General features: G+C 72.4%; 22 protein-coding genes. 13 read left to right on the top strand and 9 right to left on the bottom strand.

The annotated features are described in order from the left end of the window. The first annotated feature begins 46 nt into the window (after positions 1-46). From ACIBST_RS05530 to ACIBST_RS05550, 5 genes are all read left to right on the top strand, one after another. Positions 47-3,109, top strand: a complete 3,063-nt coding sequence (locus ACIBST_RS05530; RefSeq protein WP_397169369.1) for a BTAD domain-containing putative transcriptional regulator — start codon at positions 47-49, stop codon at positions 3,107-3,109. Positions 3,110-3,319: 210 nt separating this feature from the next. Then, positions 3,320-3,523: a hypothetical protein gene (locus ACIBST_RS05535; protein WP_352366027.1), complete on the top strand. Its 204-nt coding sequence runs from the start codon at positions 3,320-3,322 to the stop codon at positions 3,521-3,523. 529 nt (positions 3,524-4,052) lie between these two features. Then, on the top strand, positions 4,053-4,592 hold the full coding sequence (locus ACIBST_RS05540; RefSeq protein WP_397169371.1) for a TlpA disulfide reductase family protein: 540 nt from the start codon (positions 4,053-4,055) through the stop codon (positions 4,590-4,592). Beyond that, on the top strand, positions 4,589-6,439 hold the full coding sequence (locus ACIBST_RS05545; RefSeq protein ID WP_397169372.1) for an ABC transporter ATP-binding protein: 1,851 nt from the start codon (positions 4,589-4,591) through the stop codon (positions 6,437-6,439). The genes ACIBST_RS05540 and ACIBST_RS05545 overlap by 4 nt, the downstream gene beginning before the upstream one ends. Before the next feature lie 16 nt (positions 6,440-6,455). Next, complete coding sequence (locus ACIBST_RS05550; RefSeq protein ID WP_397169373.1) at positions 6,456-7,082, top strand: S26 family signal peptidase; 627 nt, start codon at positions 6,456-6,458, stop codon at positions 7,080-7,082. Here the strand turns inward: ACIBST_RS05550 and ACIBST_RS05555 are convergent. Continuing rightward, the gene (locus ACIBST_RS05555) at positions 7,018-7,233 is read right to left on the bottom strand and encodes a hypothetical protein (RefSeq protein WP_397169438.1); all 216 of its coding nucleotides are present in this window, start codon (positions 7,231-7,233) and stop codon (positions 7,018-7,020) included. The two genes, ACIBST_RS05550 and ACIBST_RS05555, sit on opposite strands and share 65 nt — an antisense overlap. Further along, a complete protein-coding gene (locus ACIBST_RS05560) occupies positions 7,173-7,970 on the bottom strand; it encodes a DJ-1/PfpI family protein (RefSeq protein WP_397169433.1) in 798 nt (265 codons plus the stop codon). Before ACIBST_RS05560 ends, ACIBST_RS05555 begins: the two co-directional genes overlap by 61 nt. Positions 7,971-8,394: 424 nt before the next feature. Between ACIBST_RS05560 and ACIBST_RS05565 the strand changes: the two genes are divergently transcribed. After that, positions 8,395-8,544 (top strand): hypothetical protein, encoded by a 150-nt coding sequence (locus tag ACIBST_RS05565; protein WP_397169375.1) that lies wholly within the window; start codon positions 8,395-8,397, stop codon positions 8,542-8,544. A 99-nt stretch (positions 8,545-8,643) separates the two neighbouring features. Here ACIBST_RS05565 and ACIBST_RS05570 read toward each other — a convergent pair whose 3' ends face one another. Then, complete coding sequence (locus ACIBST_RS05570; RefSeq protein WP_397169376.1) at positions 8,644-9,264, bottom strand: TetR family transcriptional regulator; 621 nt, start codon at positions 9,262-9,264, stop codon at positions 8,644-8,646. Between the two features lie 74 nt (positions 9,265-9,338). On the opposite strand from ACIBST_RS05570, the gene ACIBST_RS05575 reads away from it, so the two are divergent. Beyond that, the gene (locus ACIBST_RS05575; protein ID WP_397169378.1) at positions 9,339-10,280 is read left to right on the top strand and encodes an oxidoreductase; all 942 of its coding nucleotides are present in this window, start codon (positions 9,339-9,341) and stop codon (positions 10,278-10,280) included. Here the strand turns inward: ACIBST_RS05575 and ACIBST_RS05580 are convergent. Then, entirely contained in the window at positions 10,277-10,540 is a 264-nt protein-coding gene (locus ACIBST_RS05580) for a hypothetical protein (protein ID WP_397169379.1), read from the bottom strand. The two genes, ACIBST_RS05575 and ACIBST_RS05580, sit on opposite strands and share 4 nt — an antisense overlap. Before the next feature lie 202 nt (positions 10,541-10,742). Here ACIBST_RS05580 and ACIBST_RS05585 point away from each other — a divergent pair, with 202 nt between their 5' ends. Both ACIBST_RS05585 and ACIBST_RS05590 read left to right on the top strand, forming a co-directional pair. Further along, the gene (locus ACIBST_RS05585) at positions 10,743-11,093 is read left to right on the top strand and encodes a hypothetical protein (RefSeq protein ID WP_397169381.1); all 351 of its coding nucleotides are present in this window, start codon (positions 10,743-10,745) and stop codon (positions 11,091-11,093) included. 215 nt (positions 11,094-11,308) lie between these two features. Beyond that, positions 11,309-12,580 carry a serine hydrolase domain-containing protein gene (locus ACIBST_RS05590; RefSeq protein WP_397169383.1) on the top strand — a complete coding sequence of 424 codons (1,272 nt, stop codon included), beginning with the start codon at positions 11,309-11,311 and terminating at the stop codon, positions 12,578-12,580. Positions 12,581-12,648: 68 nt separating this feature from the next. Here ACIBST_RS05590 and ACIBST_RS05595 read toward each other — a convergent pair whose 3' ends face one another. Continuing rightward, entirely contained in the window at positions 12,649-13,302 is a 654-nt protein-coding gene (locus tag ACIBST_RS05595; RefSeq protein WP_397169384.1) for a response regulator, read from the bottom strand. Then, on the bottom strand, positions 13,299-14,474 hold the full coding sequence (locus tag ACIBST_RS05600; RefSeq protein WP_397169385.1) for a sensor histidine kinase: 1,176 nt from the start codon (positions 14,472-14,474) through the stop codon (positions 13,299-13,301). Before ACIBST_RS05600 ends, ACIBST_RS05595 begins: the two co-directional genes overlap by 4 nt. 130 nt (positions 14,475-14,604) lie before the next feature. Here ACIBST_RS05600 and ACIBST_RS05605 point away from each other — a divergent pair, with 130 nt between their 5' ends. The 4 genes from ACIBST_RS05605 to ACIBST_RS05620 all read left to right on the top strand — a co-directional run bounded on the left by ACIBST_RS05605 (position 14,605) and on the right by ACIBST_RS05620 (position 18,841). Then, on the top strand, positions 14,605-16,008 hold the full coding sequence (locus ACIBST_RS05605) for an MFS transporter (protein WP_397169386.1): 1,404 nt from the start codon (positions 14,605-14,607) through the stop codon (positions 16,006-16,008). After that, positions 16,005-18,080, top strand: coding sequence for a DPP IV N-terminal domain-containing protein (locus ACIBST_RS05610; RefSeq protein ID WP_397169388.1), 2,076 nt, complete (start codon positions 16,005-16,007; stop codon positions 18,078-18,080). The genes ACIBST_RS05605 and ACIBST_RS05610 overlap by 4 nt, the downstream gene beginning before the upstream one ends. 195 nt (positions 18,081-18,275) lie before the next feature. Continuing rightward, positions 18,276-18,410 carry a hypothetical protein gene (locus tag ACIBST_RS05615; protein ID WP_397169435.1) on the top strand — a complete coding sequence of 45 codons (135 nt, stop codon included), beginning with the start codon at positions 18,276-18,278 and terminating at the stop codon, positions 18,408-18,410. A 170-nt stretch (positions 18,411-18,580) separates the two neighbouring features. Beyond that, the gene (locus tag ACIBST_RS05620) at positions 18,581-18,841 is read left to right on the top strand and encodes a hypothetical protein (protein ID WP_378789034.1); all 261 of its coding nucleotides are present in this window, start codon (positions 18,581-18,583) and stop codon (positions 18,839-18,841) included. Between the two features lie 239 nt (positions 18,842-19,080). Here ACIBST_RS05620 and ACIBST_RS05625 read toward each other — a convergent pair whose 3' ends face one another. The 3 genes from ACIBST_RS05625 to ACIBST_RS05635 form a co-directional block, all read right to left on the bottom strand. After that, positions 19,081-20,646: a cellulose binding domain-containing protein gene (locus ACIBST_RS05625; protein ID WP_397169389.1), complete on the bottom strand. Its 1,566-nt coding sequence runs from the start codon at positions 20,644-20,646 to the stop codon at positions 19,081-19,083. Between the two features lie 456 nt (positions 20,647-21,102). After that, entirely contained in the window at positions 21,103-21,873 is a 771-nt protein-coding gene (locus ACIBST_RS05630) for an ROK family protein (RefSeq protein ID WP_397169390.1), read from the bottom strand. Continuing rightward, positions 21,870-24,188, bottom strand: coding sequence for a glycosyl hydrolase 2 galactose-binding domain-containing protein (locus tag ACIBST_RS05635; protein ID WP_397169392.1), 2,319 nt, complete (start codon positions 24,186-24,188; stop codon positions 21,870-21,872). Before ACIBST_RS05635 ends, ACIBST_RS05630 begins: the two co-directional genes overlap by 4 nt. Positions 24,189-24,191: the final 3 nt, after the last annotated feature.

Below are 24,191 nucleotides of genomic sequence, written 5' to 3' on the forward strand. Positions count from 1 at the left end.
CCGGGTCGCTCTCGAACTCCTCATCCTTCAGCGAGGGCAATGAGCAATGGAGAACCTGAGTGACGAACTGCGGCTGCGACGCGAACAGGCCGGCCTGACCCAGCAGGAACTCGCCGCCCGGTCCGGGGTGAGCGTCGCCGTGATCCGCGACGTCGAGCAGGGCCGCACGCGCCGCCCACGTGCCGAAACCCTGCGCCGCCTGTCGGACGTCCTCCCGCTGGTCATGTCCGGATCGGGCGACCCCTTCCGCGGTCCGGCGTCGGCGGCGGTCTGGCTGCGGATATTGGGCCCGCTCGAAGTGCGGGAGCACGGATCGTTCGTCGCGTTGGGCGGTGAACGGCAGAGAGGCGTTCTCGGATTGCTCGCGTTGTCCGCGAACCAGGTCGTGCCGATGGAATCCATCGCCGACGCATTATGGGGTGACGCGGCCGGCGACGGTTGTGTGCGAGCGGTGCACGGCCATGTCAGCAAGCTGCGCCGCACATTGCATCACGGGGCCCGGAACAAGAAACTCATCATTTGCCGTCAGCACGGCTATCAGCTGTCCGTGGCGGACGGCGACGTGGACGTCCTGGCATTCCGGCGGCTTCTTCGCCAGGCGCGCGAACATCGTGACAGGGCCGAGCTCGACGCGGCCGCGGTGTCGTTCGGGCAGGCGATGGACCTGTGGCGGGACAGCCCGCTGCTGGACGTCCCCGCGCTGCACAACCATCCGAAGGTGTCCGCGTTGAGCGCGGAGCGGGTGACGGCCGCGCTGGAGTTCGTGGAGGTGGCCGAGTCGCTCGGCCGGCACGAGCTCGTCCTGTCGCCGCTGCGTGCGATCACGCAGGTGGAACGGCTGCACGAACGGGCGCACGCGCGGCTGATGATCGCGCTGGCCGGCTGCGGCGAGCAGGCCGCCGCGCTGGAGGTGTTCGGCGGGATCAGCCGGCGGCTGGTCGACGACCTGGGGGTGTCCCCCGGCCCGGAACTCGTGGAGGCGCAGCTCCGCGTGCTCCGGCAGGGAGTGGACGGTGCCGTGGAGATCCGGACGTCCGGCACGCCGGCGGAGCCCGGCACCGGCGCGCCGACCGCTCCCCGCGAGCTGCCGCCCGTGGTGCCGGGTTTCGTCGGACGGACGGGGCTGATCGACGCGCTCGTGCGCGACGTGGTCGGCAGGCGTCCGCAGCCGATCCTGATCTCCGGCTGCGGCGGCATCGGCAAGTCGGCGCTGGCGGTCAAGGCCGCCTGGCAGGCCGCCCACCATTTTCCCGACGGGCAGTTCTACCTCAACCTGCACGGCTCGACGCCCGACCTCGAACCGCTGGAACCCCTGCGGTCCCTCGGTCGCCTGCTGCGGTCGCTCGGCGTGGACCGGGCCGCCGTCCCCACGGACGTCGACGAGGCCGCCGCCCAGTTCCGGTCCCGCACCGCCGGACGCCGCATGCTGTTCGTGTTCGACAACGTGCTGGACGTCAGGCAAGTACGCGCGCTGCTCCCGGCGAGCCCGACCTGCGGTGTCATCGTGACCAGCCGCAGGACGCTCGCCGCGCTGGAGGGCCGCGTCCCGTACGAGCTGGAGGTGCTGCCCGAGAAGGACTGCCGCGCCCTGCTGACCCGCCACGCCGCCGATCCCGCTACCGGTCCCGCCACTGGGCCGGACGACACCGAGGCCCAGAACGCCGTCGCCCGGCAGTGCGCCTACCTTCCGCTGGCGCTCTCGATCGCGGCCGCCCGGCTGTCGGTGCGGCCCGCCTGGACCTGGCGGACGCTGGCGGACAGGCTGGCCGAGGAGGGGCGGCGTCTCACGGAGCTGGAGCTGGAGGACCGCGCGGTCAGAGCCAGTCTCATGGTCGGCTACCGGGATCTCGACCCGGCGCAGGCCCGCATGTTCCGGTGCATGAGCCTGCTCGGCGTCACGGAGCTCGGCGTGGACACCGCCGCCGCCCTCGCCGGCCTCCCGGCCCCGACCGCCGAGGACCTGCTCGACCAGCTCACCGAGGCGCATCTGGTGCAGACCGCCGCCCCCGGACGCTATTGCGTGCACGATCTGGCCCGGCTCTTCGCCCGGGAGCTCGCCGCGGAGCACGACCCGCCGGAGGAGCGGCGGCGTGCCGTCCTGCGCGCGCTGCACAGCGGGCTGGCCGTCGCCAGAGACGCGAGCAGGCAGGTGATCCCCGTCGCCGTGTGGCGGACGACGCTGGGTCCGGCGACGACGTCCGGCGCGGGGCCGGGCTTCCGCGACCGGCAGGAGGTGTACGCGTGGGTCGACGCGGAGGCCGCGCAGCTTCCGGCGGTGCTGGGCAGCGCGGCGGCGCTGGGCGCCGACGACCTGGTCACCGCCCTGTCGGCGGCGCTGTTCTTCCCGCTGTACGAACGAGGGCGGTGGCGGGAGCTGTGGGAGGTCAGCGAGACGGGCGCCGCCGCGGCCGACCGCCTGGGCGAGCCCCACCACCGGGCGGTGACCCACGGCGACCTCGGATACGTGCTGGCCGACCTCGGCCGGCTGGACGACGCGCTGGTCCACCTGAAGGTGTCACTCGCACAACACCGGCAGACCGGCAACCGCCGGGGAGAGGCCGCCCAGCTCGACCGTCTGGGGGTCGTCTACAGCAGGCTGGGCCGGTTCGCGGAGGCCGTCGGCCACTTCCGCCTCTCGATCGACCTGGAGAGCGGCCAGGGCAACCGGTACGGCGAGGCGATCACGCTCACCAACCTCGGGCTCACCTACCTGCGCGGCGGCGACCCGGAGGCGGCCGTCACGGCCTTATGCGACGCCCTGTCCGTCACCCGCGAGATCGAGGACCTGGTGGGCACGGCCATCGCGCTCGGCTATCTCGCCGAGGCCCATCGGCGCATGGGCCGCCACCGGGAGTCCGAGCGTTACTTCCGGATGGCGCTGGACGCCGACCGCGCGGCCGACGACCTCGGCAGTTGCACGGAGGCGCGCCACTGGTGGGGCCTGGGCCTGGTCCATCGTGCGCTCGGGGCGGAGGATCGCGCCCGGGAGTGCCGGCGCAACGCCGTGACGATCCTGCACGACCTGCGGCTCATCAGCGCCGGCGAACGGTCCCGCATCGAGGCCGGCGACGACCCGGGCACGCCGGACGTCATCCTCAGGAACCTGTGAGCACGACGGCCGTACTCCTTCCCGTACCGGGAGCCGCATTCTGCCGCCGGGCCGCCGTCGTCCCAGGTCACCGCGCCTGCGAGGTGCGGGAATCCGCGTACCGGCGACCGCCACAAAATCGCAAGATCCGCCGTTCAGGATGGAGTGGTCCATCGAGGAACGGCACGCCCGGGCCTCGCTGACGACCAGTTGGTGAAGGAGAGCGGAACCATGATCGCGACGATCACGAGAATCAGCGACCGCCTGCTGGAGCGGGTCGCGCCCAAGGCCGACGCGTCGGCGACCGCGGCCGGCTGCACGTGGCGGTACATGTGCTGCACCATGGGCGGCCAGGTCGTCTACGGCAAGAGGCTGTACGACCTCGTCCACGGCACGAACTGCGGCGCGTGCACGGTCATCTCCAGCTACTGCTAGCCGTTGAGCGCTTGTCCGCCCGGCCGGGGCGGGCAAGCGCGCTTTGATCTCCGCATCGAGGAAATCTGGTGGATTTTGTCGCTTTTGGCGGCCAGTGTCTGATCGGTGTCGTCTTCGCGATGTCGGCACTGAGCAAGATCCGCGGCCGCGCGGCCTACGCCGAGTTCGTACGGGCGACCGGAGCCCTGCTCACCGCCCTGCTGGGACACGGCACGGGCCCGCGGACCGCCCGCTGGGCGGCGGCCTTGGTCGTCGTGGCCGAGTCGGCCGTCCCGGTGCTTCGGGACGTCGCAGGCCCCTCTGGGACGACGCCACCTGGCCCGCAACCTCGGCCTCCTGGCGGTGGCCCTGACCTGCGGAGCCGCCCTCCCGCAGGCATGGTCACAGGCATGGTCGCAGCCGGCCGGCACGGCGGTCGCGGGCGGCGCGGGACTGGTGCTGGCCGTGCTCGTCAGCCGGCTGGACGACCTGGTCGAACTGTTCGTGTCCCCGGCGGCGAACGCCGGACCGGTGCCGAAAGGAGAACGTCATGTCGATGCTCGTCACCGGGATGATCCTGGTGGGGGCGCTGTGCCTCTTCGACCTGGTGCTGACGCTGGGAGTGGTCAGACGGCTGCGGGAGCACACCGATCAGCTGCGGAGCCTCATGTCCCACGGTGACCGTCCGCCGGGGAGGCTCCGCGGGAGCGTCGGCGACTTCCTGGCCACCACCGTCGACGGTGAGCCGGTCTCCCGCGACCTGCTGACGGGTGAGACCCTGGTCGCCTTCTTCAGTCCCGGCTGCACGACGTGCCGGGAGACGCTGCCGGAGTTCGTCGAGTTCGCCCGCGGCCTGCCAGGCGGGCGGCGGCAGGTCCTCGCCGTCCTGGCCGGTGACCGGGAGGACAGCGACGAGATGGTCCGCACGCTCACACCGGTGGCCCGCGTGACCGTGGAGGAGTTCGACGGCGAGCTCAGCCGGGCCTTCGCGGTCGACGGGTTCCCCGCGCACTACGTCGTCGACAGCACCGGCGCGCTGCTCGCCACCGCGCCCGACGTCGCCCTGCTGCGGGTCACGAGGGCTGCGTGAGCCGGGAGCCCCGGACATCCCCCGGCGCGTTCGCGGCCACCGCGGCGCGGGTCGTGGCGCTGACGTTCCGTTCGGCGCCCCTGCACGGCCTGGCGTACCTGGTGTGCACGGCGGCGGTCGCGGTGATCCCGATCGCGGTGGCCTGGCTGACGAAGGCCGTCCTGGACCGGTTGACGTCCGTGCCGGGCTCGCCGTCCGGGTTGGTGGGACCCGCGGCCGGGCTCGCGGCGGCGGGGATCGCGCTCGGGGTCGTGCCGCGCGTCGCCCAGTACCTGCGGGCCGAGATGGACCGCAGGGCCGCCCTCCGCGGGCACGACGAGCTGTTCGCGGCGGTCGAGCAGGTGGCGGGGGTCGCCAGGTTCGAGGATCCGCACTTCCAGGACCGGCTCCGGCTGGCCCAGCAGGGCGCGTCCGCGCCGGCCAGGACCGCCGACGCGGTGTTCGAGGTGGTGCGCGGGGCGCTCACCCTGGTCGGGTTCCTCGGCTCGCTGACCGTGATCAGCACGGGGTTCACCGTCGTCGTGCTGGCCGCCGCCGTCCCCACGGTGATCCTGGAGCTGCAGCTGTCCCGGCGGCGCGCCGCGATGATGTGGCGGATCGGCCCGACGGAGCGGCGGCAGATGTTGTACGGCGACCTGCTCGCCAGCGCGGCGGCGGCCAAGGAGATCCGGCTGTTCGGCCTCGGCGCCTATCTCCGCGGTCGGCTGGTCGCCGAGCGGCGCGCCGCCGACGAGGCCCGGCGGCGGACGGACCGGCGGGAGGTCGTCGTCCAGGGGGCGCTGGCGGCGCTGTCGGCGGTCATCGCCGGTGGCGGGCTGGTGTGGGTCGTCGTGGCCGCCGGGCGGGGGCAGGTGACGGTGGGCGACGTGTCGATGTTCGTGGCCGTGGTCGCCGGCCTGCAGGGGGCGCTCGGCGGGCTGATCACGTCGATGGCCGGGGCGCACCACCAAGTGCTCCTGTTCGGCCACTACGTCGCGGTGGTCGACGCTGGGCCGGACCTGCCCCCGCCGGACGACCCGGCGCCGCTGCCCGCGCTTCGCCGCGGCATCGAACTGCGCGACGTCTGGTTCCGCTACAGCGACGACCATCCGTGGGCGCTGCGCGGCGTCACCCTCTTCCTCCCCCACGGCGCTTCGACGGCGCTGGTCGGCCATAACGGCGCGGGCAAGAGCACGCTGGTCAAGCTGCTGTGCCGGTTCTACGACCCCACCCGGGGGGCGATCCTCTGGGACGGGGTGGACCTGCGCGACGTGCCCGTGGAGGAGTTGCGCCGCCGCGTCGGCGCGGTGCTCCAGGACTTCATGACCTACGACTTCAGCGCGGCCGACAACATCGCCATGGGCGACCTGACGGCGCTCGGCGACCTGGAACGCATCCGCGGCGCGGCCGTCCGGGCCGGGATCGACGGCACCCTGTCCCGCCTGCCCCACGGCTACGGGACGCTGCTGACCCGCCTGTTCTTCGCCGACGACGAGGCCGACGACCCCGGGAACGGGGTGATGTTGTCCGGCGGCCAGTGGCAGCGGGTGGCCCTCGCGCGGGCCTTCCTCCGCGAGGACCGGGACCTGATGATCCTCGACGAGCCGAACGCGGGCCTGGACCCCGAGGCCGAGCACGAGGTGCACGAGCGGCTGCGGAGGATGCGCGACGGCCGCAGCAGCCTGCTCATCTCCCACCGCCTCAACACGATCCGGGACGCCGACCTCATCGTCGTCCTGTCCGGCGGGCTGGTCGTCGAACAGGGGCGGCACGCCGACCTGCTCGCCGCCCGGGGCACGTACGCCCGGCTGTTCACCGTTCAGGCGGCCGGTTACGCCGAGGAGCCCGTGGAGCCGGTGACGCGATGAGTGGAGGGGAACGCCGTTGAGACCCGTCCTGGCACTGCTGGCGGCGGCGGGGTGCGTCCTCGGGGCGTCGGCCGCGGTCGCCGTCCGGCTGCGCCGTCGCTACCTCGTCATCACGGTGACGGGCGTGAGCATGGAGCCGGCGTTCCGCGACGGCGACCGGGTGCTGGTCCGGCGGGCGTCCCTGGACGCGGTCCGGCGCGGCCGGGTGGTGCTGCTCGTCGGCAGCCTCACGGAGATGTGGCCGGAGATGGCGGCCGAGGCCGCGCTCACCCCCGACCCCCGCGCGCCGTCGGACCGACCGGTGAACGGCCGGAAGCCGGCCGGACGGCCCGTCGCGGCGCGGGAACCCGCGGACGAGCCGTTCCGGGTGGTCAAGCGCGTGACCGCCGTGGCTGGTGACCCGGTTCCCCGCGAGATCGCCTCCTTGCCGCACGCTCCCGGTCGGGTCGTGCCCGACGGATGCCTGGTCGTGCTCGGCGACAACGCGGCGGCCTCGCGCGACTCGCGGCACTTCGGCTACGTGCCGGCGGAATGGCTGCTCGGCGTGGTGGTACGGCGCATCACCCCGGCGCCCGAGGTCAGGCAGGAGGACGGCGGACGCGGGGCACGGGCCGGCACGCCTCGGCCGCCGGCCGCTTCCTGAGCATCCGGCCCTGGTCGAGGAACGAGCGGCCGCGCTCGCGGCGGTCGCCCGGCAGGCTCCGGTCGTTCAGCGCCCGCTCGACCCGTACGCTCAGCCGGTCGCCCGCTCCTGCCGCGCTCCCGACCAGCACCACGTTCTCCTGCCACTCCATGGCCGGGCCGTGCCCGCGGTTGAGGAACCGGTGGACGGCCGCTGGCGCTGAGAAAGATCTTGAGTGCAGAGAGCTGAGGCTGTTCTTGGTTGCAAGCTTTCCTTGGCTCGTTGATGAGTTCGGTGGCGTGGGCGTGGCGCAGCTGGTGAATGTCGATCTCGACGTGCGCGGCGGTGCAGTAGGTCTGCCGGCGGTGGTGGGCGGCGTCGTAGGACAGCGGTCCGCCGCGGCCGTTGACGCTGGCCCGGAACTGCCGCCCTTGCCATGGATGCGGACGCGTTCGTCGTCCATGCGTCGAGATCCTCCACGTAGAGACCGCAGACCTCGGAGGCGCGCGCGCCGCAGACGTAGGCGGTCTCGAACAGCACCCGTACGTGCGGGAATCGGGCGGCCAGCCGTCCGGCCTCGTACCAGTGCGTGGTGGCCCGGCGGTTGTCGAGCAACCCGGCCGCGGCCAGCACGGTCGCCCCCGTGCACACGGACGCGACCCGCCGCGACAGCCCGGCGAGCCGCATGACCTGACTCACGAACCGAGGGTTGGCGGCGGCGGTCTCATGCCCCTGGCCGCCCGAGACGATCAGGGTGTCGATGGGGCCGCCCATCGTGTCGATCCGTCCCTGGCCGGGCAGCTCCAGCCCGGAGTCGCATCGTACGGGCCGGCCCATCGGAGTCGCGCGCGCTGCCGAAGTTCCACGAATGGGCCGCAGCGCGCCGGAAGCAGTGGACGACTGCTGCATCACCTCAGGCTTTCGCACGACGACGGTCACGCTGTGGGCTTCAGCAGGGTCGCGTCCACGGATGCGGTGTATGAGCCGCCCTGTATCTGCAGGTTAAGCGGACAGTGTCTGCGGGATCGGGGCCGGGCACGAGCTCAAAGGGCGCCGTCACCGCAGCGCCGCCGCGCGGTCACCGAGGCCGCCAGGACCCTCAAGATCGACCGCCAGGTCGAGTTTGGGCACTTCCTCCCATATCGCGTCCCTGGGGCGCTCTCCTTGCACGTCATGCATGTAGGTGAGGAGATGGCGAGCAGGCCTGGGGCCACGGCGCGGTAAGGTCGGCCGGTTCGGGCAGCACCGGCCAGGCGGCTGTCTGGGCGGCGGCCAGCCGGTCGCGTAGTTCCCGCACCTGTTCGGCCTCGCGCTCACTTGCGGCCCGGGCGGTGTGAGCTTGCTGTTCGGCGGCCACGGCGCGCTCGCGCTGGAGATCGCGCTCGGTGCCGGCCTGGCGCAGTTCCACTTCGGCGTGGGCCTGCAGCCGCGCGGCGGCCGCGGCCTCCTGTACTGCTTCAAAAGTCGTCGCAGGGGGGCTTGACCTGCAGATCGACCTGAGGTGCCGGCTCAGGCGAGATCGGTCAGCGACCACCCGATCACGAGGAGCGGTCCCACAAGCGGCCCCGGCCGGCCCGGCCTGCTACCCAAGCCCTTCCGGCACGACGGCGTCCAGTGCCGGCGCGATGACGGCGAAGGCCTGGTCCATCAAGGCGGCCGGGCCCTCGACGCCGTCGCTCTCGCTCCACCGCTGCAGCACGGCGTCGAAGGCGGTCAGCGCCGTCCCGGCGGCCAGTCGCGGGTAGAGATGTCGCTCCAGGGAGAGGTCCAGCCGGCGGGCCAGCTCGGCCGCCAGGTCGTCGCGCCACTGCGCCTGGCGCTCCAGGAAGCGGGCGAGGAGGGCGGGCGTGCCCAGGATCAGCTGCACGACGCGCAGCGCCCGGTCGGCGTGGCCGGCGCAGGCGTCGACGGAGACCCGGACGGCGTGCCGCAGCGCGACCGAGGGCGGCTCCTCGGCCGGCCGGCCCGCCAGCTCCGCGCGCATGCCGTCGCCCAGCTCGGCCAAGAACTGGACGACCACGTCTTCCTTCGAGGCGAAATAGCGAAAGAACGTCCGCCTGGAGACGCCCGCGGCGGCCACGATCTCGTCGACCGTGACCGCGTCGAACCCCTTCCGGGTCAGCAGATTCAGCGCCGCCCGGGTCAGCTCGTCCGCGACGAGTTGACGTTTGCGCTGGGCCAGGCTCACTTCGGGGTGCGGCACGAGCCCATGGTACACACCATTGACACTAAGACGCGAGCTTGACACTCAGTGCCATTAAGGGCAACGTGTGCCGCATGACCAAGCAGGAGTCCTGGACCACCGGGCACATTCCCGACCAGACCAAGCGGGTGTTCGTCGTCACCGGCGCCACCAGCGGCCTCGGCCTGGCGACCACCCGGGCGCTCGCCCGCAAGAACGCGCACGTCATCCTCGCCGTACGCGACGATGCCAAGGCCCGCCGGACGGTCGGGAGGATCACCGCCGAGCACCCCGGCGCCCACCTGGAGGTGCGCCGGCTGGACCTGGCCGACCTGGACTCGGTCCGCGCCTTCGCCGACGGGTTGCGCTCCGACCACGCACGGCTGGACGTGCTGCTCAACAACGCCGGCGTGATGGCGCCGCCCCGGACGCTCAGCGCGCAGGGCCACGAGTTGCAGTTCGCGGTCAATCACCTGGCCCACTTCGCCCTCACCGGCCTGCTGCTCGACCTCCTGGCCGAGGGCGACGACCCCCGCGTGGTCACGGTCAGCTCCGCCAACCACCGGCAGGGGCGGCTGTTCTACGACGACCTGTCCGGCGAGCGTACGTACGCGCCCATGGCGTATTACAACCAGTCGAAGTTCGCCAACGCCGTCTTCGGCCGGGAGCTGCACCGCAGGCTGGCCGCGGCGGGCAGCCCGGTGCGCAGCATGCTCGCCCACCCCGGCTACACCGCCACGAACCTGCAGACCAGCGCGCCGGTCGGCATGGTGAAACTGCTGTACGGCCGCGTCCTCGCCCCGCTCGCCCAGTCCCCGGACCAGGGCGCACTGCCCCAGCTGTACGCGGCGACCGCGCCGGACGCCGCCGACGGGCAGTTCTACGGGCCGGACGGACTGGCCGAGCTGCGCGGCGCGCCGAAACGGGTGCAGCTGTCCCCGGCCGCCGCCGACGCCGAGACCGGCCGCCGACTGTGGGAGCTGTCGGAACGGCTGACCGCCGTACGGTTCGCGCTTCCGTCCGCCGGCTCAGCCTAGAAGCGGCGGACCGGGGGCGGCCGGTGCACCTCGCGCCGCCAGACCGACCCACCGCCCGCCAAGCGGGGCCCGCGCAGGTCCGCCACGTGGGGTCGCACGCCCGGCGAGTTCGCCGCCTTACCCGCCGAGCGGCGGGCTGAGCCGCACAACTCCACCCGCGCCCAGCAGAACCAGGCAGTGCTCACCACCCTCCAGATCATCACCTCGCTCGGCGTGGTCGTCGGCCTGATCTTCACCGGGCTGGGCCTGATCCAGACCACGAAGTCTCTTCGAAGCGGCGCGCGAGGAGCAGCGAAACGCCCGGCCGAGCGGGGCGTCCCTGACGTCCGCGATGGCCGGATGAGGATCGCTTGGCAGGCGTTCCAAGCGGTTACAACCCGGTTCGAAGGGGCGTGGCGGAGACTGCCGCTCCATGCGTGTTCCCGTTGTACTCCAGCACAGCATGGTCGAATGCGGCGCCGCGTGTCTGGCCTTGTCACCGGCGACGCCGCTCCGAGGCGGTCCGGCCGCCTCGACCGGCTGCTCGATGCGGTCCGGCACGGCCGGGCCCTGTTGCGGCCCCCGCGCGAGTGGCCGCTCCGGACGTGCGGAGAGGTGATCTGGCGTACGGCGGTGACCGCGGCGCCCGCCAGGCGCATCCAGCCGGCCGCGTTCGCGAGCAGGCGCTCCGGGACGCCCTGGCTCACGCAGCCCGAGGGGTCCTCGAAGGTCAGCAGCTCCCGGCGGGTGGCGGCGACGAGCCGCCTGATCATGACCCCCACCTCGGACGCCTCCACCACCAGAGCCGGCGGGCGAACGCCGCGCGCCGCGTAGAAGGCCGACTCCGCCAGGGCGTTCGGGTTCATCGCGAGCCTGCCGCCCCGGGCGAACCTCCAGCAGGTCACCACCATGCCCACCGGCCAGCCCAGCTGACCGTCCCGGCCGCCGCGCTCGAACGCCCACCAAAGTACGGTCCTGCCGTGCCGAAGGTCGGCTTCGCCCGCCATCTCCTTGATCGGGCACGGGAGGGCGGCCGAGACTCGGTCGCCATGGAAGAGATGCTGACCGAGGCCGCTCGCCGCCTGGGTGTCACCGGCGCGCAGGTCGCCGTGCTCGCCGACGGCGAGTTGCGTGAGACCGCCACCGGGGTCGCCAACGCCGAGCTGGGCACGCCGATGGACCCCCGCACGCTGATCCAGATCGGTTCGACGACCAAGCTGCACACCGCGGTGCTGGTGATGACGCTGGTCGACGAGGGCGTGCTGGACCTGGACGCGCCGGTCGTACGCCGGCTGCCGGAGCTGCGGCTGTCCGACGCCGCCGCCACCGAGTCGGTGACGGCCCGTCACCTGCTGTCCATGACCAGCGGGATCGACAACGGGTTCTACGACGACCCGGCCGACTACCTGGCGACGCTGTCCGGCATGCCGATGCTGTTCGCCCCGGGTGAGGGCTACTCCTACAGCAACGCCTCCACCGTCGTCTCGGGCGCGCTGGTGGCGCGACTGACCGGGTCGAGCTGGGACGAGGCGTTGCGGCGCAGGGTGTTCGAGCCGCTGGGGCTGCGCGAGAGCCTGACGTCGTGGGAGGAGCTGCCGTACCACCGGGTCGCGGTCGGGCACGCGCCCGACGGGTCGGTGGTGCGGCCGTGGACGTTCTCGCGCGCCTCGGGGCCCGCGGGGAGCACGTTGTGCTCCACGGCCGCCGATCTGGTCAGGTTCGGCGAGCTGTTCGTACGGGCGGGGGCCGGTGTGCTGTCGGCGGAGGCGTGCGCCGCCATGCAGGCGCCGCAGGTGTCGCTGCCGACCAGGAGGTTCGCCGACCGCTGGTGCCTGGGGCCCTACCAGCGCGATCTCGGGGGAACGACCGTGCTCGGTCACAGCGGGACGAACCTGGGCGGCTCCTCGACGCTGCTGTGGGTGCCGTCCACCGGCGTGATCGTCGCGGTGGTGTGCAACAGCCCGCACGCGGGATATCCGCTGGCGGCCGCCGTGACCCGCGAGCTCCTGGGAGCCGGTGCCGTGGACGTGGAGCCGGCGACGCGGCTCACCGCCGACGCGGGCCCGTACGAGGGCCGGTACGCCGCCTGCGACCTGCGCTACGAGGTGACCTCGGTGGACGGGGTGCTGACGATCACGCTGGAGGACGTGGCCTCGGGCGCCGTCAGCCCGCCGGTGGCGCTGCTGCCGCTGGACGAGCACCGGTTCCTGCCCGAGCAGGACCTGTCGGGCGGGCGGGGCTGGGATCTGGCGTTCGTGGTCCAGGACGGCCGGGCGGTACGCCTGCTCAACGGCGGCTTCGCCGCCCGCCGCATCGCCTGAGCCCAGGCCCGGCCGACCGGCCCGGCGTCGCGGGCTCCGGCTCGCCCGAACAGCCCGGCGTCGTGGGCTCAGGCCCGGCCGACCAGCCCGGCGTCGTGGGCCAGCAGCGCGGCCTGGGTGCGGTTGGCGCAGCCGAGCTTGCCGAGCAGCCGTGACACATAGCCCTTGACCGTCGTCTCGCTGAGGTAGAGCCTGCTGCCCGTCTGGGAGTTGGACAGCCCTTCGGCCAGGCAGACCAGCACCTCGGTCTCGCGCTCGGTCAGGCTGTCGACCAGTCGCCTGGCGGCCTGCCTCGCGGGCTCGGCGGGGGCGAAGGCCGCCACCAGCCGCCTGGTCAGCTCGGGCGAGACGACGGCGTGCCCGTCGGCGGCGACCCTGACGATGCCGGTCATGTCCTCGGGGTCGGTGTCCTTGAGCAGGAAGCCCACCGCGCCCGCGCGCAGCGCCCGGACCGCGTACTCGTCGAGGTCGAACGTGGTCAGGATGATGATCTTCGGTGGGCGCGGCAGCCGGCAGGCGCGCTCGGTCGCCGTCAGGCCGTCGACGCCGGGCATCCTGATGTCCATCAGCACGACGTCCGGCGCCAGCCGGACGATCGCCTCGACGGCCTCGGCGCCGTCGTGCGCCTCGCCGACCACCTCGATGTCGGTGGCGCGGGACAGGATCGCTCGCAGGTGGGCGCAGACCATCCGCTCGTCGTCCACGAGCAGGACCCTGATCATCGGGCGCTTCCCCTCCCCCTTCCGAGCAGTTGTCCGGGCAGTTGTCCGGGCAGTCTGGCCGGCAGTGTCGCCAGCACCTCGAATCCTCCCGTCTCGGTCGGCCCGGCGGCGAACGCGCCGCCGACCAGTTCCACCCGCTGCCGCAGGCCGAGCAGCCCGGTGCCGGACGACGGCAGGCCCAGGCGCATCGGCTCGGCGCGCGCCGGGTCGGCCGGATGGTTGCGCACCTCGACGCGGACCCCGCCGTCCCGAGGGCTCAGCCGGACGGAGACCGGCGCGCCCGGCGCGTGCTTGCGCACGTTGGTCAGCGCCTCCTGCACCACCCGGTAGGCGGTACGGCCGAGCGGCGCCGACAGCTCGATCCGCTCGTCCTGGCTCAGCGACACCGGCAGCCCCGACTCGGCGACCAGGCGGGAGACGTCGAGCAGCGTCGGCGGCGGGGCGAGATCGGCCGGTTGCCGGTCGTGCAGCACCCCGACGACCTCGCGCAGCTCGCCGAGCGCGCGCCGGCCGGTGGCGCGCAGCTCCTCGGCGGCCGCACGCACCTCGGGCGTGGGCGCGGCCATCCGCAGCGAGCCGGCCTGCAGCACCATCAGGCTGACGTGGTGGGTGACCACGTCGTGCATCTCGCGGGCCAGCCGCGTGCGTTCCTCCAGCCTGGCCTGCTCGACCAGCAACCGCTGCTCGCGTTCGGCGCGTTCGGCGCGTTCGGCGAGCGCGGTGTTGAGCCGCCGCTGGCTGTCGGCGTAGAGGCCGAGCAGCGTCGCGGGGATCACCACCAGGCCGCAGATCGCGACGAGGTTCAGGGCCGTGGCGAGGTCGGGCGCCTCCCACAGGTGGCTCAGGACGACCAGCGCCAGCCCAGCCACCGCCACGAGCAGCCGCCGGTCGCCGCGGTGGGCGCCGAGCGAGTACAGCGCGAACGGCATCGCCACCGGCACCTCGACGAAGCCGAGCGGGATCATCGCCAGCGCGACGGCGAGGGGGAAGCGCCGCCGGCCGAGCAGCGCGACCGCGGCCACGGCCTGCACCCACACCCCCTGCCAGGGCACGTCGGGCACCAGCGCCATCGGCACCGCGCCGCTGATGGCCAGATCGCTGCCGACGCCCACCACGCCCACGGCCGTGGCAAGCGCGACGTCCCCCGACAGCCTTCTGACCCGCGCGTTCATACCGCCACGCTACCGATCCGCGCAGGCCGGCCGGATCCGACGAAAGTAGGATGCCGGCGCCTACGATCCCCACGGGACAGCCCCCGTTCGGCGCTCGTGCGGGCCTGCCCTGCCGCGTGATCCTCGATGCGTGAACGATCTTCCAGGCGAACACGCCTCCCTGACCAGGCAGGACGCTCGCGCGATCCTGGGCGTCACCGGCAAGGAGGGCGACGCCGCTCCCCTGCTGCGCACGCTCAGGGAGCACGGCGTCGGCCTGTCGTTCCTGGTCGCGCTGACCGTGCTGGCCGTGGTGGACAACTTCCAGACCCAGGTGTTCGGCGTGCTCGCGCCCGAGATCGCCGCCTCGCTCGGGATGGACGCGGGCTCGCTGTCGGGGATCGTCGCCGCTCAGGGCGTGGCGACGGGGCTCGCCCCGTTCGCGGTGGCGGCCCTGCTGCGCCGCCACCCCCATCGGGTGCGGCTGGCGGTGGGCACCGGGTTCGCCTGGAGCCTGACCACGCTGTTCACCGGGTCGGTGGCCGGGCCTGTCTCGCTGGCCGTGCTGATGCTGGTCAACGGGGCCACCACCGGCACGGTGGCGGTGCTGCATCCGCCGCTTCTCGTGGACGCCTACCCGCCGCCCGCCCGCATGCGGGTCATGTCGCTGTACTCGGCCTCGTCGCCGCTGGCCGGCGTCCTCGCGCCGCTGGTCGTGGCGGGACTGGTGTCGTGGCTCGGCATGGACTGGCGGGCGGTGTTCGCGACGTTCGGCGGGCTGTCGCTGGCGGCCTGCCTGTACGCGCTGCGGCTGCGCGAGCCCGTGCTGGGCCGCTGGGACGTGGCCGAGCTCCAGGCCAGATCGGGCAGCGCCGTACCGGCCGCGGACGCGGGGACGGCGGAGTTCGGCGGGTTCCGGGCGGCGTTCGCGCGGACTCTGCGCATCCCGACCGTCCGCCGGATGTGCGTCGGCTTCACCGCGGTAGGGGCGCTGGCCGCGCCGTACGGGGTGGTGGTCTCGACCCTGCTGGAGCAGGAGTACGCGCTCACGCCCGGCCAGCGCGGGCTGTTCACCGGCGCCGCCGCGGCGGTCTCCATCGCGGCGCTGGCCGCCTTCGGGACCAGGGCGGAGGCGGCCTACCGGGCGGGTCCGGCGCGGTTCATGGCCCTGTCGGGCGCGGCGCTGGCCGCGGCGGCCACGGCGTTCGCCCTGTCCTCGGTGGTGCCCGTGCTGTGGGTGATGCTGGCCCTGCTGGCGCTGGGCCAGGCCTTCCTCGCGGTGATCGGGCCGTGCCTGTTCATCGGCGCCCTCTCGGTCGTACGGCCCGCCGACCGTCCGCACGCCATGGCCGCGCTCGGTCTGATCATCGCGGCCGGCGGCCTGGTGGGCGCCGGGCTGCTGGCCCTGGCGACCGCCTTCCTCGACCTGCGCGGCGCGCTGCTGTTGCTGCTCGTCCCCGCGGTCCTCGGGTCGTGGTTCATCGCGACCATCCGCAAGACCCTCATGGGCGATCTCGACGCCCTCATCGACCACGCGATCGGAGAAACCAAGTGATCGACGCCTATCGCCGCGCCGAGGCGCTGCACGTCTCGCGGGAGGCGAAGCTCGTGCACCGCTCGGCCGTGACGCCCGTCTGGGAGGAGGACTCCTTCTGGTACCTGGTGAGCACCCCCGAAGGCCCCCGCCAGGTCAGGGTCTTCCCCGAACGGAAGGAACGGGTGGAGGGCCCGGCCCCGGCCGCCGAGCCGGTGCTCCCGCCCGAGCTCACCGGCGCCCAGTCCTCGCCCGACGGCCGTTTCACCGTGACCTGCGAGGCCGGCGACCTGCTGGTGAACGGTACGCGCGTCACCCGCGACGGCGAGCCCGGCCACGCCTACGGCCTGCCGAGCGACCAGAACCGGATGCCGATCGTCGCCGCCCAGCAGGGCATGACCACGCCCCCGCTGCTGGCCTGGGCGCCCGACGGCCGCCGGTTCGTCACCCACCGCGTGGACCAGCGGCACGTGCCCACGCTGACGATCACGCAGTCGTGCCCCCCGGGCGGCGGCCGTCCGCTGGCGCACACCCTGCACTACGAGATGCCCGGCGACCCGCTGCCGACGGTCACGCACGCGATCTTCGACGCGGAGACGGGCGAGCGGGTCGACGTCGCGCTCGGGCCGCTGCCGTTCACGCACGACGCCCCGCTCAACCTCGACCGGATCTGGTGGGAGGACGACGACACGCTGTGGCTGCTGCACTGCACCCGCGGCAACCGGGGAGCCGTACTCCACCGCGTCGACGCCAGGACCGGTCGCGCGGAGGTCGTCCTGGAGGAGCACGCCGAGACGGTGGTGGCAACGGCCCCGACGATCGTCGTCCCGCCCCTCGTGCGCACCCGCGGCGAGGAGGTGCTGTGGTACTCCGACCGGTCGGGCTGGGGCCACCTGTACCTGTACCGGGGCGGCGAGCTCGCGAACGCCGTCACCACCGGGGAATGGCTCGTCCGCGAGCTGCTTCAGGTCGACTGGACGGCCAGGCAGGTGCTGTTCCTGTCGGGCGGGCACGGGTCGAACCCCTACGACCGCCGCCTGTGCCGCGCGGACCTGGACGGGGGCGAGGTCACCGTGCTCACCCACGAGGACGCCGACCACCAGGTCCACGTCTCCCCCGACGGCCGCTGGCTCGTCGACACCTACGCCACGCCCGGCACGCCGAGCGTCACCGTGCTGCGCGACGCCGCCGGAGCGCTCGTCATGGAGCTGGAGCAGGCCGACCTCAGCCTGCTGGAGAAGGCCGGGTGGCGGGCGCCCGAACGCTTCACCGTCAAGGCCGCCGACGGCGTCACCGACGTCCACGGGCTGCTGTTCCTGCCGGGCGACTTCGACCCGGGCAAGCGGTATCCCGTCCTCGACTCGATCTACAACGGGCCGCAGATCACCCGGCAACTGCGCACCACCCTGCGCGGCTACACGCTCGACCCGTGGCTGCTCGATCCGGCGGGCGGCGCGCCGTCGCTGGCCGCGCTCGGCATGGCCGTCGTGGTGCTGGACGGGCGCGGCACGCCGTACCGGGGGAAGGCGTTCCAGGACGTCTCGTACGGCGACCCGGCGGTGACGGCCGGGCTGGAGGACCACGTGGCGGCGATCACGCAGCTCGCCGCCGAACGGCCCTACCTCGATCTGGAGCGGGTGGGGATCACCGGGCACTCCGGCGGCGGCGCGGCCACGGCCAGAGCGATGCTGACCCATCCCGGCTTCTTCCACGTGGGCGTCGCCTCGGCGGGCGACTACGAGCACGACGGCTACTACGCCGTCTGGGGCGAGACGTACCAGGGGCCGCCGCCGCAGGACTACGCCGCGGGCTCGATGCTGCCGCACGCCGGCGCGCTCGCCGGCAAGCTGCTGATCATCTTCGGCGAGATGGACGACAACTGCCATCCCGGCCTGTCGCTGCGGCTGGTCAACGCGCTGGTCGAGGCCGATGCCGACTTCGAGATGCTCATGGTGCCCAACGCCGCCCACGGCTACCTGCACGCGGAGGCGCACGTGCTGCGCCGTACCTGGGACTTCCTCACCCGCCACCTGATCGGCGCGGAGCCGCCCGCCGGATACCGCATCGACCCGACCTTCGGAGCCGCCGCATGAGCGCCGCCCTTCCCGACCTGCTCCCCGATCTGCGGGCCGATCTCCACGCGTTGGCCGGCGAGCACGGCGTCACCGGCGCGGTCCTCGCCTTCACCGCCGGCTCCACCGGCGACGCGGAGGTGGCCGCCGCCGCGACGGGAGTCCTCAACGCCCTTCGGGCCGCACGTCCTGCGCCACACCTTCGCCACCCAGCTCATCCGCGACGGCAAAGACCCCGTCCTGGTCGCCGAACTCCTCGGCCACGGCTCTCTGGACACCACCCGCCGCTACGCCCTGCCGACCGAAGCCGACAAGGCCGCCGCCCTGGACGCGCTCATCACCGACCACTGACCAGAACAACAAACCGGTTCGGAGCGGGTGCCGCGATTGTTTGCTCCCGTATCCCAGCCCGGCTGGAGGGCACCACGTCCGCGCCACGGTAGGCGAATGTGGAGGGCAACTGCCTACAGAGTTCGACCCTGGGCAGGGCCCCATGCGGATACTGGTGAAAGGAGCCGGCCGTGCCTGAGAATGTCGCACTGATCATTCGATTCCACCTGATGAGCGGCGAAGACGTCTCCGTGATCAGCGGGGACTTCGACGGAGAGCCGGAGGCGGTGACGGCGATCGCTCGTGCTGTGGACGAGCGGCGCAGCCTGGTGTTGATGCGAGCGAGATATGATCGCGAAGCCGACGTGAACGGCATAGTCATCAACCTCGCCAACGTGGTGTCGGCGCGTGTGTCGAAGACAGACAGCGCCGAGGCGGGCCAGTACCTGTAGCAGCGAGCCTCCCGGTCAAACCGCGTACGCCGAAATCGAACGGGCAACGTCACAGGTCATAGGCGTCGCTGCCCCTTTCTCTCGTACTTGGTCTGCCCCCCATCATGCGCAGGTTGCCAGGAGCTCCGTCGTCATGATGGCTTGCCGCCGTTGGGCGACCCACCCCATCATGCGCCGCTCTCCCTGGGATCTTCGCGTTGACGGTGAAGACCCCAGGGAAGCGGCAGCATCCCCGACGTCTACCTCGCCACCGCACAGGGGATGGCGTTGAGGGTGAAGGTGGCGGGGACGCCGTTGGTGCCCTGGATAGAGGAACCGTTGAGGCCGAAGCTCACCGTGCCGCCGGCCGGGATGGTCGCCGTCCAGGATTCGTTGGTCGCGGTGACCTGCCGGCCCGACTGCGTGGCCTTGGCGTTCCAGACGCTGTTGATCGTCTGAGCGGCCGGGAAGGCGAACCGCAAGGTCCAGCCGTTGATCGCAACGGCGCTGTTGTTGCGGATCGTCACCTCGGCGTTGAAGCTCGACCCCCAGTCGGACAGCCCGTACGAGACCGTGCAAGCCGAGGTCGTGGGAGTGGGGCTCGACGTCGGGGTGACCGTCGGGGAGGGGCTCCCGGTCGGGGTGACCGTCGGCGAAGGGCCGGGGCCGTTCCTGGCGGCCTGGCGGTCGGAATGGGCGCGGAAGGCGGCCAGTTCGGGAGCGCCCTGGGCGACGCCGAACTTGCCGTCGACCTGCCGGTCCTGGTACCACCAGAACCCCGTCCCGTCACCGCCCTCCGCCTCGAAGGTCTGGAAGATCGCGTTCCACCACTGCGTGCGGTCCACGTTGTGCACGTTGAACTCACCCAGGTAGAACGGCTTGCCGATGACGTCGTGCGACTCGCGGATCCAGGTGCGCACCAGCGCCTGGGTCTCCTCGATGCTCAGATCGGCCCAGTCCTCGGTCGGGTAGGGGTGCGCCGAGGTGAAGTCGATGTAGGGCGACTGGTGGATGTAGACGAAGGGGTTGCCCTCGTCGCCGCCGAAGCCGAACCGCGCCTCGTGCGCCTCCAGGCCGGTGCCGAGCAGGTGGTTGGCGTCGATGCCCTTGATGAAGGCGCCCATCTCGTCGACCCACTTGCGCAGGGTGTGGCCGGACTTGTTCTCCTCGGGGCTGACGTCCTGGTAGCGCGGCTCGTTCATCAGCTCCCAGGCGACGATGGCCGGCTCGTCCTTGTACTTCACGCCGCTGTAGTGGTTGGTCCGGTTGAGCACGTAGCTGACGTAGTTCTTGTAGGAGGTGAAGCAGCCGGCACAGCGCGTCTTGTCGAAGAAGGCCGCGCGGCCGGGGTGCCCGCCGGACATGCCCTCCCACCGGAGCCGGGTGTCGATGCCGCCGTAGGCCTCCCAGTAGTTCTCGAAGACGGGCAGCAGCTTGACGCCGTGCCGCTTGGCCGACTCGATGACGTAGTCGAACAGGGCGAACTGCTGTTCGTTGTAGACGCCTTTCTCGGTTTCGAAGCCGTGCCAGCTCTCGTGGTTGAACAGCCAGGTGCGCAGCACGGTCACCTTGTCCGCCTGAAGGCGGGTGAAATGGGCGTCGATGCGGGCCTTGTCCATGTACTGCGTCTCGGTGTCGCCCGAGGCGCTGCCGTACGTGAAGAGGTCGTAGGTGTTGGCGCCGGCGAAGAAGAAGGTCTTGCCGTCGAGACAGAAGTGCACGCCGCAGCGGTAGGCGAACCCGGGCGGAGTGGTGGCGGCCGCGGAGGGCCGAATCGCGAGGAGTCCGGCTCCCGCGACGACCAGAGCGATGACTGCGGCCCACACGATGGGGCCGCGTGCTACAGGGGGGTGGGCGTTCATACCTCCAGTGAAATTCTTAACCAGTTAAGTTTCAAGAGGCCAGGCGGATGCAATGCGATATTCGTGCGGTTCTTCTGGAGCGATCCAAATTAGGCTCGAACCGAAACGCATCGCCATCGGCTCAGCCCGTGATGCACACATCAAAGGAAGGGCGGCCCTGAAAGAAAACTGCGGCTTCCACCTGCACCGACTCCTGCACACACAAGATAATTCCGAGATATCGACCATTGAGCTCAGCCTCATCTCCGGCGCGAATCGCACCGAGCCTGAATTCGTCGACACAATAACCGCGCGGACGACATTGTCAGAACTTCCGATGACCTCCACGCAGTCTGGGGGTGCCGTCGGTGGCGTGTTCACTCGCGGGCGTGACGGTCCCGGCGTCGGTCTGCCAGTTCCCTGCCGTCGGGGCGGCGGGTTTCATGGTGTGCTCCTTGGCGGGTTCAGGACGAGAGCGGCGCCCCCGAGCAGTCCGGCGTCGCGGCCCAGGCGCGTGGGCTCCGCCCGCAGGCGGCGGAGGAAGCCGAATCCGGCGTTCTCCTTCACCGCCCGCCTGAGCGGGCCGAACAGAGTCGGCCCTGCGGCGGCCACGCCCCCTCCGATGACGACGTGGTCGAGGTCCAGCAGGACGGCTGAGCTGAGGATGCCGATGGCGAGCGCCCTCGCCGCGCGTTCGAAGGCCCGGGTGGCGATGACGTCCCCGGCCGCCGCGTCCGCCGCCAGGTGCTTGGCGTCAGGCCCGTCCCAGCCCTGGTCGCGGGCCCAGGCTGCCATGTTGGGACCGCTGGCGTAGAGCTCGACGCAGCCGGTCGCGCCACACGGGCAGGGTGGTCCCCCGGGGTCTGCGGCGAGGTGGCCGATGTGCCCGGCGTTGCCGGTCGGCCCGGTGTACGGCAGGCCGTCCAGGACGATGCCGCCGCCCACGCCCGTCGAGACCACCAGGCCGAGCATCGCGCGTGCGGTACCGGAACCGCCGCGCCACCACTCCCCCAGGGCCATGCACTGGGCGTCGCCGGCCAGGCGCACCGCCCGCTCGGGCAGCGTCTCCTCCACCGTCTTGACGAGCGGGAAGTCCCGCCAGCTCGGGATGTTGACCGGGCTGACGGTGCCCGCGGCCGGGTCGAGCGGCCCGGACGAGACGGCCGCCGCGGCGAACTTGGTGCCGCCGAGATCCAGCGCCGGCACGGTCATGGTCTCGCCTCGTTTACGCAGCGCAGGACCGGGTGGCCGACCAGTGCGGCCGGGTCCAGCTCGCGTTCGGTGGCCACGTGGAAGGTGATCGACTCGCCGGGCAGGAGCGTGACGAGCTGCTCGTCCACGGTGGCCGCCGGGTCGAGCCGGTCGGGGAAGAGCGCCAGTTCCCGCAGCAGGGTCCGGGCGGTGACGGTGACCGCCACCCCGTCCGGCTCCGCCGTCACGCGCGTCTCGTAGGCGGCGGCCGGCAGTCCGGCCCGGGGGTCCTCGGCGAAGAAGTGCAGCCTGCGCTGCTCACCCAGGGTGATCGCCACCAGGTCGGCGTCCGGGCCGTCGAGCAGCGGGACCACGGCCGTGGACCGCGCCGGCACCTCGACGGCGACACTGCCCTTGGCCAGCGTCCGGCCGTCGAGGGTCAGCCGGTGTTGCTCCAGCTCGCCGGACCAGACCTCGGCCGAGTCGTTGACCACGACGACTTCGCCCTCACGCACGGTGAGCAGCCGGTCGGCGTAGACGCGGCGCAACGCGTACCACAGCGGCTTGCGCCGCCCGCCGCCGTCCACCGCCGCCCACGACACGACCGGCCAGCAGTCGTTGAGCTGCCACACGATCGTGCCCATGCAGACGGGCAGTTGCGCGCGGAAGTGCTCGATGCCGAACGCGACCGCGCGCGCCTGGTTGACCTGGGTGAGATAGTGCCAGTCGTCGGAGTCGCGCGGCTGCGGCAGGTGCTCGCCCAGGCCGCGCAGCAACTTCTGCTCGCCGGCGATCGCCTTCTGGTGCCCGGCCGGCGGCTCCTGCGTGCTGCCCTGGCGCAATGTCGCGTACGTGGGCGGCCCCTGGAAGCCGAACTCGGCGACGAAGCGCGGCCGGTAGGTGGCGTAGCGGGTGTAGTCCTCGCGGTTCCAGACGTCCCAGATGTGGATCGTGCCGCGCGCGGGGTCGTTCGGCGGCAGGTCCGGAGCGCCCGAGTAGGGGCTGCCCGGCCAGTACGGGCGGGTCGGGTCGAGCTCGGCGACCACCTTGGGCAGCAGGTCGAAGTAGAAACCGGCGCCCCACGACAGCTCGCCCAGCTGCTCCCGCCAGCCCCAGTCCGCGTGGCCCTCGATGTTCTCGTTGTTGCCGCACCACAGCACCAGGCTCGGCCGGGCGCTGAGCCGCGCCACCTGCTCGCGCGCCTCGGCCTCGACCTCGCTGGCGAACGGCTCCTCCTCCGGGTAGGCCGCGCAGGCGAACGGGAAGTCCTGCCACACCAGCAGGCCGAGCTCGTCGGTCAGGTCGTAGAAGTCGTCGCTCTCGTAGCGGCCGCCGCCCCAGACCCGCACCAGGTTGACGTTGGCCTCGATCGCCTGGGTCAGCCGGGTGGCCAGCCGGTCGCGCGTCAGCCTGGAGGGGAAGCAGTCGTCGGGGATCCAGTTGACGCCGCGCACCGCGACCGGCGTGCCGTTGACCTGGAGGGCGAACGCGCCACTGGTCTGGTCGAGGCGCACGTCGCGGAAGCCGATCCGCTTGTGCACGACCTGCTCGCCCAGGCGCACGGTCAGGTCGTAGCGGTACGGCTCGCCGTACCCGCGGGGCCACCACAGCCGCGGCTCGGGCACCTGGAGTCGCAGCACGCCCTCCCCCGCGACCTCGGCGAAGACCGTCACCCCGGCCACCTCGGCGCAGACCGTGCCCGCGCCCGCCACGACGACGTGCACCTCGACCCGGCCGTCGCCGTGCACCAGCGGCCGGACCTGCGCCAGCCGCGCCCCGCTCCAGCTCTCCAGCCCGATCGGCTGCCAGATGCCCGAGGTGACCAGCGTGGGCCCCCAGTCCCAGCCGAAGTTGCAGGCCATCTTCCTGATGAACTGGTACGGCTCGGCATAGGCCCCCGGCCGCTCGCCCAGCTCGGCCCGTCTCGCCTCGGCGTAGCCGTACGGCGAGGCGAACCGCACCTGGAGCGTGTTGACCCCCTCGACCAGCAGGTGCCGCACCGGGAAGCGGTAGGAGCGGTGCTGGTTGGCCGTGCCGCCCACCTCGACGCCGTTGAGCGTGATCGTGGCTACGGTGTCAAGCCCCGCGCAGACCAGGTCGGTGTGCTCGTGCCCGTCGCCGGCCCAGGTGAACTCGGTCCGGTAGAGCCAGTCCGTGCGGCCGATCCACCCCAGCCGGTCCTCGTTGTCGTCGAGGTAGGGGTCCTCGATCAGTCCCGCGGCCAGCAGGTCGGTGTGCACGCAGCCGGGTACGGCGGCGGGCACGCCGGTGATCCGGACGTCCTCCGAGACGGCCGAGAGGGTCCAGCCGTCGTGCAGCGGACGGTGAGTGCTCAACGT

Source organism: Nonomuraea sp. NPDC049684, assembly GCF_044465345.1.
Taxonomy (GTDB): domain Bacteria; phylum Actinomycetota; class Actinomycetes; order Streptosporangiales; family Streptosporangiaceae; genus Nonomuraea.

Excerpts from the sequence above, each read along its gene's own strand:
- ACIBST_RS05530 (WP_397169369.1), top strand. The coding sequence starts at position 47 with ATGGAGAACCTGAGTGACGAACTGCGGCTGCGACGCGAACAGGCCGGC.
- ACIBST_RS05535 (WP_352366027.1), top strand. The coding sequence starts at position 3,320 with ATGATCGCGACGATCACGAGAATCAGCGACCGCCTGCTGGAGCGGGTC.
- ACIBST_RS05540 (WP_397169371.1), top strand. The coding sequence starts at position 4,053 with ATGTCGATGCTCGTCACCGGGATGATCCTGGTGGGGGCGCTGTGCCTC.
- ACIBST_RS05555 (WP_397169438.1), bottom strand. The coding sequence starts at position 7,233 with ATGGAGTGGCAGGAGAACGTGGTGCTGGTCGGGAGCGCGGCAGGAGCG.
- ACIBST_RS05560 (WP_397169433.1), bottom strand. The coding sequence starts at position 7,970 with ATGCAGCAGTCGTCCACTGCTTCCGGCGCGCTGCGGCCCATTCGTGGA.
- ACIBST_RS05575 (WP_397169378.1), top strand. The coding sequence starts at position 9,339 with ATGACCAAGCAGGAGTCCTGGACCACCGGGCACATTCCCGACCAGACC.
- ACIBST_RS05590 (WP_397169383.1), top strand. The coding sequence starts at position 11,309 with ATGGAAGAGATGCTGACCGAGGCCGCTCGCCGCCTGGGTGTCACCGGC.
- ACIBST_RS05595 (WP_397169384.1), bottom strand. The coding sequence starts at position 13,302 with ATGATCAGGGTCCTGCTCGTGGACGACGAGCGGATGGTCTGCGCCCAC.
- ACIBST_RS05600 (WP_397169385.1), bottom strand. The coding sequence starts at position 14,474 with ATGAACGCGCGGGTCAGAAGGCTGTCGGGGGACGTCGCGCTTGCCACG.
- ACIBST_RS05630 (WP_397169390.1), bottom strand. The coding sequence starts at position 21,873 with ATGACCGTGCCGGCGCTGGATCTCGGCGGCACCAAGTTCGCCGCGGCG.